This is a genomic window from Planomonospora antibiotica (assembly GCF_014647955.1).
Classification (GTDB): domain Bacteria; phylum Actinomycetota; class Actinomycetes; order Streptosporangiales; family Streptosporangiaceae; genus Planomonospora; species Planomonospora parontospora.
On sequence record NZ_BMQE01000062.1, the window covers coordinates 21,802 to 31,530 of the forward strand.

The 9,729-nt window shown below is 69.1% G+C and carries 9 protein-coding genes, 1 pseudogene and 1 riboswitch; of the genes and pseudogenes, 5 read left to right on the forward strand and 5 right to left on the reverse strand.

Translation table 11 applies throughout. From position 1 onward, the window contains the following. Nucleotides 1–138 precede the first annotated feature (138 nt). Together IEZ06_RS32375 and IEZ06_RS32380 are read left to right on the forward strand one after the other, a co-directional pair. Entirely contained in the window at nucleotides 139–507 is a 369-nt protein-coding gene (locus IEZ06_RS32375) for a BlaI/MecI/CopY family transcriptional regulator (protein WP_189240478.1), read from the forward strand. Further along, complete coding sequence (locus IEZ06_RS32380) at nucleotides 504–1,457, forward strand: M56 family metallopeptidase (protein WP_189240479.1); 954 nt, start codon at nucleotides 504–506, stop codon at nucleotides 1,455–1,457. Before IEZ06_RS32375 ends, IEZ06_RS32380 begins: the two co-directional genes overlap by 4 nt. A gap of 191 nt (nucleotides 1,458–1,648) precedes the next feature. On the opposite strand, the gene IEZ06_RS32385 is transcribed toward IEZ06_RS32380, so the two are convergent. Both IEZ06_RS32385 and IEZ06_RS32390 read right to left on the reverse strand, forming a co-directional pair. Then, the gene (locus IEZ06_RS32385) at nucleotides 1,649–2,449 is read right to left on the reverse strand and encodes an IucA/IucC family C-terminal-domain containing protein (protein ID WP_203872247.1); all 801 of its coding nucleotides are present in this window, start codon (nucleotides 2,447–2,449) and stop codon (nucleotides 1,649–1,651) included. A 130-nt stretch (nucleotides 2,450–2,579) separates the two neighbouring features. Continuing rightward, entirely contained in the window at nucleotides 2,580–3,347 is a 768-nt protein-coding gene (locus IEZ06_RS32390) for a CHAP domain-containing protein (protein WP_189240480.1), read from the reverse strand. A 209-nt stretch (nucleotides 3,348–3,556) separates the two neighbouring features. Beyond that, nucleotides 3,557–3,744: riboswitch (cyclic di-AMP (ydaO/yuaA leader) on the reverse strand. Nucleotides 3,745–4,383: 639 nt separating this feature from the next. On the opposite strand from IEZ06_RS32390, the gene IEZ06_RS32395 reads away from it, so the two are divergent. Beyond that, the gene (locus IEZ06_RS32395; RefSeq protein WP_189240481.1) at nucleotides 4,384–5,193 is read left to right on the forward strand and encodes a CHAP domain-containing protein; all 810 of its coding nucleotides are present in this window, start codon (nucleotides 4,384–4,386) and stop codon (nucleotides 5,191–5,193) included. A gap of 65 nt (nucleotides 5,194–5,258) precedes the next feature. Here IEZ06_RS32395 and IEZ06_RS32400 read toward each other — a convergent pair whose 3' ends face one another. Then, entirely contained in the window at nucleotides 5,259–5,708 is a 450-nt protein-coding gene (locus IEZ06_RS32400) for a heavy metal-responsive transcriptional regulator (RefSeq protein WP_189240482.1), read from the reverse strand. A 90-nt stretch (nucleotides 5,709–5,798) separates the two neighbouring features. On the opposite strand from IEZ06_RS32400, the gene merB reads away from it, so the two are divergent. Both merB and IEZ06_RS32410 read left to right on the forward strand, forming a co-directional pair. Then, on the forward strand, nucleotides 5,799–6,830 hold the full coding sequence (gene merB / locus IEZ06_RS32405; protein WP_229799025.1) for an organomercurial lyase: 1,032 nt from the start codon (nucleotides 5,799–5,801) through the stop codon (nucleotides 6,828–6,830). Between the two features lie 147 nt (nucleotides 6,831–6,977). Next, complete coding sequence (locus IEZ06_RS32410; protein ID WP_189240483.1) at nucleotides 6,978–7,520, forward strand: nucleotidyltransferase domain-containing protein; 543 nt, start codon at nucleotides 6,978–6,980, stop codon at nucleotides 7,518–7,520. A 155-nt stretch (nucleotides 7,521–7,675) separates the two neighbouring features. Here the strand turns inward: IEZ06_RS32410 and IEZ06_RS32415 are convergent. Both IEZ06_RS32415 and IEZ06_RS37780 read right to left on the reverse strand, forming a co-directional pair. Next, nucleotides 7,676–8,107 (reverse strand): annotated as a pseudogene (locus IEZ06_RS32415) (DUF305 domain-containing protein); the annotation flags it as partial. A gap of 276 nt (nucleotides 8,108–8,383) precedes the next feature. Next, nucleotides 8,384–8,860 carry a DUF6153 family protein gene (locus IEZ06_RS37780; RefSeq protein WP_373293977.1) on the reverse strand — a complete coding sequence of 159 codons (477 nt, stop codon included), beginning with the start codon at nucleotides 8,858–8,860 and terminating at the stop codon, nucleotides 8,384–8,386. Between the last annotated feature and the right edge of the window lie 869 nt (nucleotides 8,861–9,729).

The window sequence follows — 9,729 nt, forward strand, 5'->3', positions numbered from 1 at the left end:
CCCCAAGACCGGTCCCCTCGCCGAGGTGGATCAGCCGGATCTACCCGAGTCCTTGTCTTATCGACAAGATTGAGCACATATAAGCGCCTACGACGGCCGGTAGCATTGAACTGTCGGGGCAGAGGGGAGGCGCGGAGGATGCGTGGTCTGGGAGACCTGGAATCCGCGATCATGGATCGCCTGTGGTCGTACCACCGGCCCGCCTCGGTCCGCGACGTGCTGGACGACCTGCGCCGTGACCGGGAGATCGCCTACACCACGGTCATGACCGTGATGGACAAGCTGCACACCAAGGGTCTGCTGCGCCGCAAGCAGGTCGGCCGGGCCTACGTTTACGAGACCGTGGCCAGCAAGGCGGCCTATACCGCCGAGCTGATGCGTGCCACGCTGACCTCCGGCGGCAACCAGGCGGCCACGCTGGTGCACTTCCTGGAGCGACTGTCTCCGGAGGAGTCGAAGGCGCTGGAGGCCGCGCTCCGGGTGTACCCGCCCGGGGGGCGCGCATGATCGCCGCCGTCATCCTGGCGCTGTACACCGTCGCCGCCGTGGCCTGGCTGCCTCGGTTGCTCAGCCGGGGCACCTGGGCCGAGCGCGCTCCTCGTCTGGCGATCTCCGTATGGCTGGCCGCGTGTGTCTCCGGGGTCGCCTCCGTCGTCTTCGCGGCGTTCGCCGCCGCGGTCCCGGCCTCCGTGGTCGGACACGGGCTGGCGGCGTTCTTCGAGGCGTGCGCGGCGCTGCTGTCCAACGGAGAGATCCTCGCCTTCCCGGGCGCATACGCCGCCCTGCTCGGCGCCGCCGCGATTGCGGCCAGGACCACCTACTACGGGGCGGCCGTACTGGTCCGGGCCAGCCGCGAACGCCGCCACCACGCCGACATGCTCACCATCCTCGGCCGTCATGACGGCGAGCTGGGCGCGGTGGTGCTGGAGCATGACGAGGCCGCGGCCTACTGCCTGCCCGGCCGGCAGGGCAGAGCGGTCATCACGACCGCCGCCCTGCGCTCCCTGGCTCCCGAGCAGGTGGCCGCCGTGCTCGCCCACGAGCAGGCGCACCTGCGAGGCCGTCACCACCTCGTGCTGGCCGCCGCCGAAGCCTTCTCTCTTGCCTTCCCCCGCCTGCCGCTGTTCGCCCGGGCCAAGACCGAGGTCGCGCGGCTGGTCGAGCTGCTCGCCGATGACGTCGCAGCCCTCCACCATCCGCGCATCCATCTCGCCGCAGCTCTGGTACGGCTGGCCACCGGCCGGACCCCGGCCTTCATGCTGGGCGCGGGCGGCGAGACGGCGCTGACTCGCGTCAAGCGCATGCTCCACCCCGCCGCCCCGCTCGGGCGCAGAGAGCGGCTGGCCGGGCTGGCCGCCGTCGCCCTGCTGCTCGCGGGTCCCGTGGCCGTGGCCGCGGTCCCGGGGGTGAGCTCGTTGCTGGCTCACCACTGCCACACGCTCTCGATCTTCCAGTAGCCGTGCCTTGAGCTGTCGACCGGCAGCGTTTTTCGCGGCTCTGCAGGATGGGACCGTCTTGGAGACGACCGACGCCGCTCTCCGTCGTCGACCGGCCCACCTGAGGCCAAGCCGCACCATTTTGTTCGCTGGCCGGAGCGCGGCATCCCGCTGGGCGTCGCCGCTGACCGTGATGGAGCCGCGGGGCCGGATCAGTGCGGCGCCGTGCCGCTGGACAAGATCCGGCGGTAGGCGCGGATGCGGTCCTCCACACTGTCCAGGCAGCAGCTGGCGCACTTCTCGCCGTGGTCGGCGGTGTAGAACAAGCAACACGTACGGCGCAGGTAGAACAACCCCTCCCTGCCGCCCTCGGCCAGCCGGACCATCTCCCCGAGCCTGCCCAGCTCCGCCGGGCAGGCGGCGAGGAAATCGTTGTAGGCGCGCTGCAGCAGGTCGACGTCGGCGCCCGGAACCCTGCTCGCCGCGCCGAACGCCGCGGCGCACCCCTGGGCGATGCCGCCGTTGAGTTGGCGCCTGCCTGCGCGGCTGTGCGCCCGCAGCGCGTCGGCGAGAGGAAACAGGTGCTCGTCGAGCACCTGGCCGACCAGCAGCTTCAGCCGCTCGCCCGCAGCCATCTGCGTGGTGTCGGCCAGTCGCGGCCGACGCAGTGCGATCGCCGCGAACCCGTGATGGTCATCGAGTCGCATCGCCACGTTGTCCGGCCGCACGTCCAGCACCTCGCCATACAGCGCCCAGGCCAGCAGCGCGGGAGCCGTCACCGTGCCCGCGTAGACGGCCATGACGGTCAGCGCCGTCGCGTGCGCCGAGACCTGCCCGCTGGCCGTCCGCTCGGCCTCCAGCACCCGGGTCAGCTCCTCGGAGGCCGGGTCCAGCAGCCGGTCCGCAGGAATCCAGCCCTCACCGGCGCTCAGGCCGATCTCCAACCGGTAGCGCTCGCCATAGTCGGTCAGGGCCTTGAGCAGCGGTACGGCGTCGGCGGGCGGCTGAGGCACGGCCTAGAACTCCTTGCGTGATGGACGGCGTCGTCGGCGAATCATTGTGCGTCATCGCCGCAGCAAGCCGGCGCAGTGGCCGCTCGGCACGGGCGCGCCGCACGTCCTGTTCTTCGCGGCGGGTCTTTTCCTAGGTGGCCGCCGCTCGATGGCGGCCCTGCGGCGGCCTGCGGTGCCGTCCCGCCGGCACGTCGCTGGACGGTTTCCGGCTCCTGGCTCGTTTCGTGAGCAACGCCACGCACAGCAGCGCGGTGACCGCCGCCGCAGGAATCGCCGCCTCCGGTAGGGCAGGCGCGTCGGTGGCGGGGTAGTCCTGACGGGCCTTCGTCATGCTGGCGACGGCCTGCATCGTCACCACCGAATCAGGCGAGGGTTTTTTCGCCGGAGGATCAGCTGCCGGCTTGCTTGCGGCCGCTTTTCCCTTCCCCAGGTTCTCCTGGACTTTCCGCGGCAGGCCGTAGCCCACGACCTTGGCCTCATCACGCTCTTTGCGTTTGAGCCACACACCGTCGACGTTGGCCTCAATCGTCGTGATCTTTCCGGCTTTGACCGTCTCCACGATGCCCACGTGGTCGATGGCCGCGACGTTGTCGGAGCCGGACCAGTCGTAGAACACCAGGGCGCCCGGCTCGGGCTCGCTGCTCCAGGCGCCGTGCTTCTTGAACCAGTTGGCGTGGTCGACGGTGTAGGCGAACTCGCCCACATAGTCCTGCACGCCTGCCTGGTTGGCCGCCCAGGCGATGAACATGTCACACCAGGGTGCGATCTTGAAGTGCGGGGTGCTGCTGTCGACGTTGGCGTAGTACCAGTCGCCGAACTTGGTGTAGCCGTCGCTCTTCTCGCGGTATCCGAGGTCTTTGCGGGCAGCCTCAAGCAGCCCCTCGGCAAGAGAACTCACGGGGATGGGGATCCTTGTCTATCGGATGGGACGACCGCATGCGGCGATCGCCGGCGCCATGGCTGCATGGCCGACGCGGCGGGCGATCACGTCGGCGGTCCGCTCAGGCGGTTTTGGACCGGCAGTCGCGCACGGTTCGCGATCCGATGAGGCGCTGCCGGCGGGGCAGCGTCCGGTGAGGGGTTGAGTGGCCTGCTCTCACCCGGGTCTCTCCTTTTCGTCGACCGCCTACCGGGTGAGCTGACGGGTTCGGGCCAGGAGTCGCCCTACCGCCCCTTCGCGCGGCGGATTCACCCCGGCGAGCCCGAGGGAAGATCCACGGTCTCGCATGGTTGGGTCCCCGGTTCCCGGCGGCGGAGTCGTCTCCACCGCCGATGGGATTCGGCGGCGGGCGGGTCGCCTTCCCGATGAAGGCAGGTCACCAGCCATTACGATGCAATGTAGTAGATATGTTCCGAGAAGCTGAACAAAACGTCACATAAAGCTCAAAAGATCTACCTCGGCCGAGGCTGTCCGGAGATCTCCACGCCACGCCGTCGGCTGTCAGCGGTCACGCAAGGATTCCGGTGGCCCGGCCGGGCCCTTGCCGGTCTGCGACACGGCCCCTCGCAGATGGGCGAGGTCGCTTTTCGGCTGGTCGTATTAGGTTCAGCGAGGGTGTGGGACGGTTGCCCGTTCTGATGCGGCGCATAGCGCACGGAGCCGATCGCATGGGTTCCTGCCGTCAGGATCCGTCCACGCATGACGATGACACCGCCTTCCCCGCACCTCAGGGCGGGGAGCCGGTGGACCGTCATTGCAATTTCCCTCAGGAACTATCCGTCATAGTCGAATGTCCAGGCGACGACAGGATGCGCCAAGGGTCGTTCCTGCGAGACCACGTCTGACTGATGGTCCGCATGGCGAGTCCGTAGTCCGCGCTGGGATCAGTACGGGCTCCGTATCCGGCGTCACGAGGTGTCCTCCTCCCGCAGGTAACGGAAAGAAAAGGAACGCATCCTTGCCCGGTCTGTCGCATGCCTTCTACCGCCGAAGCTTGTCCATTGGTCTGGTCTTCGCCGGCGCCGCCAGCTTCACCGTCCTGTCCACCGGGACGGCTCGCGCCACCGACATCTCCACGATCACCGACAGCGATTCCGGCGCGGTTCCCTTCGCGGAGATGCAGGCACGGATCGCCGAGATCGAAAGCCAGATCGCGATGATCGAGCAGCGGGTCACGCCGTACCAGATTCCGGCCACCGAGACTCCGGCTCCGGAGCAGTCGCAGACCGCGGACATCCCCTCGCCAGGCCAGGGCCTGAGCACCGGTACCCCAGGCGAAGGACTTCAGGCACCAGACCAGGCCTCGGCCGGGGATCTTCCCTCTCCGGCCGCCGCGCCGCTGACGGCCAACGCCAAGGTCCAGCAGATGATCGCCACCGCCCGCAGCAAGGTCGGCGAGGGCGAGGCTGCCGACGGCACGAGCTTCTACGGCAAGTGGTATGACACCTACACCAAGCAGAAGGGCTTCGCCGCGGCGCCCTGGTGCGACATGTTCCTGGCGTGGCTGGCCGTCCAGTACGGCGTGCAGGACCAGATGGGCATCTACGCCTACACCCCGTGGCACGCCCAGTGGTTCAACAAGCAGGGCCGCTTCGATCGCACCCCGCGCGTGGGCGACCTGGTCTTCTTCGACTGGGGCGGCTCCAAGAACATCTCGGCCATCGACCACGTCGGCCTGGTGACCGGCGTCAACCCCGACGGCACGGTCTCCACGGTCGAGGCCAACATCAGCGACAAGGTCGTCAGCCGCACCCGCGGTATGAAGGACATCGTCGGCTTCGGCCACCCCGCCTACGCGGGCTGAACCTGCCGGTGCGGTGCTCTCAGCCCTCTCCTCGGAGCGGCTGGTGTTGAGCGCCTGGGGCATTGTCAGCGATCATGGGCCCGGTTGTTGTCCGTAGGCGTCTGCCGATCGCCGTTCGCCGGGCTGATCAGGATGCTGCACACCTCATCGCCGGCGCAGCGGGCGGGGTCGGTGGCCGCGGCTCGGTGCTTGAGGCGCTGCAGCGCCTGGCGCATCTGGGCGAGCTCGGCCAGGCGCCGCTCGATCTGGGCCAGGTGCTGATCGATCAGGTCGGTGACGTGCCGGCAGGGGGCGGTGCCGGAGTCCCGGATGGCCAGGATGCCGCCGATCTCGGCCAGGGTGAACCCCGCGGCCTGGGCGTCGCGGATGAAGGCCAGCCGGGCGGCGGCCTCGGCGGGGTAGTCGCGATAACCGGCCGAGGTGCGGGGCGGCTCAGGCAGCAGCCCGGCCGCTTCGTAAAACCGGATGGTCTTGGCACTGACTCCGGCGCGGTGGGCGAGCACTCCGATGCGCATGCCTCCAGCCTAGGCTTGACCTTCCAGCGCACTGGAACCTCTACCGTCTGCGGTGAGCACCCGCACACCGCCCACGACCCGGAGGCCATCATGCTGGAGCTGACCCTGCTGACCGTGCCGGACTGCCCGAACGAGGGCGTCTTGCGTGAGCGGCTCGCCCAAGCCCTTACCGGCCACCCCGACGCCTCCCTCACCCACCGGGTGGTCGCCACCGAGGCGCAGGCGGCCCGGTGGGGCATGCACGGCTCCCCGACCCTGCTGATCAACGGCGTCGACGTCTTCGCCGCCCCCACCACCCCGGCCAGCCTCTCCTGCCGCCTCTACCACGACGAAAACGGCCCGAGTGGCGGCGCTCCCTCGGTCGCGGCCTTGCGCGAGGCGCTGCGCCGCGCCGCCGACGCCGCTCCGGTCCCAGCCGCGCTGGCCCAGGCCGCCGGCCGCGCCGGACTCGGCCGCCTGGCCCCCATCGAGGGCGGGCTGCGCGCGGTGCACCAGCGCGTCCTGCGCGCCTTCGCCGCCACCGGACAGGCCCCGGCGCAGGCCGACTTGGACGCGGCCGCCGCCCCCTACACCACCACCGGTGATCGGGCGCTGGCCCAGCTGCACGCCGCCGACTTCCTACGCCTGGACGCACGCGGGGCGATCAGCGCCGTCTACCCGTTCTCCCCGGCTCCGACCCCGCATCGGGTACGGATCAGCGGCGGGCCGGAGGTGTTCGCGATGTGCGCGATCGACGCGCTCGGCATCGCCGCGATGCTCGGCACCGAGGTGACGATCCACTCCGCCGAACCCGGCACCGGCCGCGCGATCACCATCACTGTGCCCGCCCACGGCCAGGCGCCGGTGTGGGAGCCGGCCGCGGCCGTGGTCTTCTACGGCCGGCAGCCGACCGGTTGCGGGAGCCGCCCCTCCGAACCCCCGCCATGCGAATCCCGGGCGGATGCCGTGGCGGCCTCCGTGGCGGCGGATCTGTGCTGCGGTGTCATCAACTTCTTCACCAGCACCGACGCCGCGCAGGCCTGGGCGGCGGCGCACCCGCACGTGGCCGGGCAGGTGCTCGCCCAGGAGCAGGCCTGGCAGCTCGGCGTGCACATCTTCGGCCCGCTGCTGCAGCTGTCCTAGCCGGGCGTCGACCGCTGGGGCTGTCGAGTCCGTTTCGACAGCCTACGGTCGGCATCACCGCCCCGCCCTCAGCGGGGCATGCGAACGCACGGTTGAGCACCGGCGATCCCGCCGGCCATGGGGCATCGCGGTGCCACACTGGGCGGTGTGGCCGCCCCCGAGATGACCGCCGCTGACGTCGGTGAATTCCTGACCCTGATGGATCACCTGGGCATCGGTATCTGGCTGGACGGCGGGTGGGCGGTGGACGCCTGCCTGGGCGCACAAACCCGCCGGCACGGCGATCTGGACATCATCGTGCAGCAGCACGATGCGCCCGCGGCCGTCGCCGCTCTGCATGATCGCCGATACCGGCCGGTGCCGGGGGATGAGGCCACCGCCTGGAACTTCGTCCTGGGTGATGAGGCCGGGCACCTGATCGACATCGACGTCGTCGCCGTGGACGCCGGCGGCCACGGCATCTACGGCCCGCCCGACAACGGCCAGTGCTACCCGGCTGCGGCCCTGGCCGGCACCGGCTGGATCGGCGGCCGCGAGGTGGCCTGCATCAGCCCGCCCTGGCTGGTGCGCCTGCACACCGGCTATGCCGTCGACGCCGATGACTGGGCTGATGTCTCGGCGCTGTGTGAGCGATTCGACATCCCCGTGCCCGAGGACTATCAGCGGTTCCAGCAGCCCCACCGAGGGTGATGTTGCGCGCGACAGCTGGTAGAGCCCACCTTGGAGCAACGCGGAGCACGCTGCGTCACCGGTGAGGGGAGAGACCCAGCGAAGCTGAGGCCGGACCTCCTGCGGCGCCCAGGCAGAAAACGCGTCTGGGCGCCGCGGAATGTGTGAGGTCCCTGTCAGAGGCGGTCGAGGAGTTTCCGCATCTGCTCGATCTCGGCCTGCTGGGCGGTCTCGATGGTCTTGGCCAGCTGCTTGGCTTCAGGATTGAGCCCTTGCGCCTGCTCGGTCTTGGCCATCTCGATCGCGCCCTGGTGGTGAGCGATCATCAGTTCGGCGAACATCCGGTCGAACTTCGCGCCCTTGGCTTCCTGGAGCTTGACCATGTCCTCCTCGGTCATCATGCCGGGCATGCCGTGGCCACCGTGGGCGCCGTCAGGCATGGTCGCCTTGCCCCAGGCCGTCAGCCAGGCGGTCATGGTGGCGATCTCCGGGTCCTGGGCGGCCTTGATCTCCGCTGCCAGTTCCTTGATCTCCGCGTCGGCGGCCTGGGTCTCGGCGAGTTTGGCCATCTCCACGGCCTGCTCGTGGTGCGGGATCATCAGCTGGGCGAAGGTGACGTCGGCGTCGTTGAAGGAGGCTGCCGGCTGCGCGCTTGTGGTGGCCGGGGCACTGCCGGTCATGCCGGGATGCCCGGTCGCGTGCTCTTCCCCGCCTCCGCAAGCGGTGAGAAGGAACAGGGCAGCGGCCCCCGCGGCAGCGGTCAAGGTGATCCTGCGGGAGAGGCGGTGGTTGGTGAACATCTTCATCGATCTCTTTCCGGTGCTTCGGGACTGACCATGATCCTTTACAGCGGGAGCTCGTTGCCGCCCGCCGAACTGACCGGCCTATATGCGCAGAACCGACAGATGGGCCAGGCGCCGTGCCGTTCTCCGAGGTGGAGGGCGGGCGGCAACGAGCGCCGCTGAGGTGCGGGCCGCCCCGGAGTGGGGTGACCGCCAGGTCCACCGCAGCGCCATGGCGGCGATGAGGAGGGGGACTGAAGTGAGTACGGCCAGGCAGACGGAGACCGGATCGAAGCGAGGAAATGCGTCCCCGGCAGCCCGCATCTGCGTTCCATCGTGGACCGTCATGGCGCCAGAGGGTGCAGCCTCGGCTTCGAACGTTTTGTGATCCGGGAAGGGCGCAGGTGCCACGAGGCCGGGCGTATCGCCGTGTCCGGCCTCGTGCTCCAGATGTCCGAGCGTGTGCATCCCGGCGATCCCCAGGGCGAGCGCGACAAGGAGCACCGAGCGGAGCATCCGCAGGGGAGATCGGCGGATCAACCCGTGCATGCTCTCCCTCATCCATTGATGATCGGTCATTTCGATGCGAACCCCTACGAAGGTAGATCGTAGGATGGCCAGCCGGCGTGAGCAAAGAGAGATCGTTGCCGCGCCCCTCTCCCTAAGGCATGCGAAGTGCTGGCATCGCGGCTCGGCGTCCGGTTCCACGCCCGCTTACTATCACTTATAGTAGAGGCGGCGGACAGGTCCCCATCTGCTGACCGTCGACATCGCCGTCCGAGCTCGGGATCGGGCGGCGATGTTTGCTTGCGCAAAGCACACGCCTCCGGCGGTGTTTACCCGTAGTCGATGAATCATGCACAGAGAGTGATGTACGGTTCACTCTGTGACCGCACACGCCCATCCGCTCACTTCCCGGCTCCTTACCGGGGCAGGGCTGTGGTTCGGCGTGCTGAGCGCGGTTATCGTCTTCCACGCCATCTTGTGCGCGGCGGGCCCGCATGCTCCCGCCCAGGCGTCCTCATCTCCTGTCGTGGCCGTTCTCGCCTCTCACGCTCACCCTGAACCAGGTCATCATGACCATCGGGCAGCATGCGACGCCTCCGCCGGTCAGGCGGCTCTTCCTCATCGCCTGACCGCTTCCTTCCCTCCGGCTGCGGCTGGCAGCTGGTTCGTGCTGCAGCGGCATGCGCTGCAAGAAGCCGCACCACGGCCTTCACCGCGTGGTGACGCTCACCAGCCGCACCACCCGCCTCAATCGGGCACGACTCTCCTGACACTGCTTTGCGAATCGCGGGTGTAGAGGCGCCCGCGTGCCCTGCCGGCTCCGGCCCAGGAGATCGGTAGTTCCATTCTCGGTACCGGCCTGTCGACGACGCGTGAAAACTGGATCTGGCCCACATTTCGTGATTGTTACGACCCCGCGCGAGACAGACTTCTGTGACCAT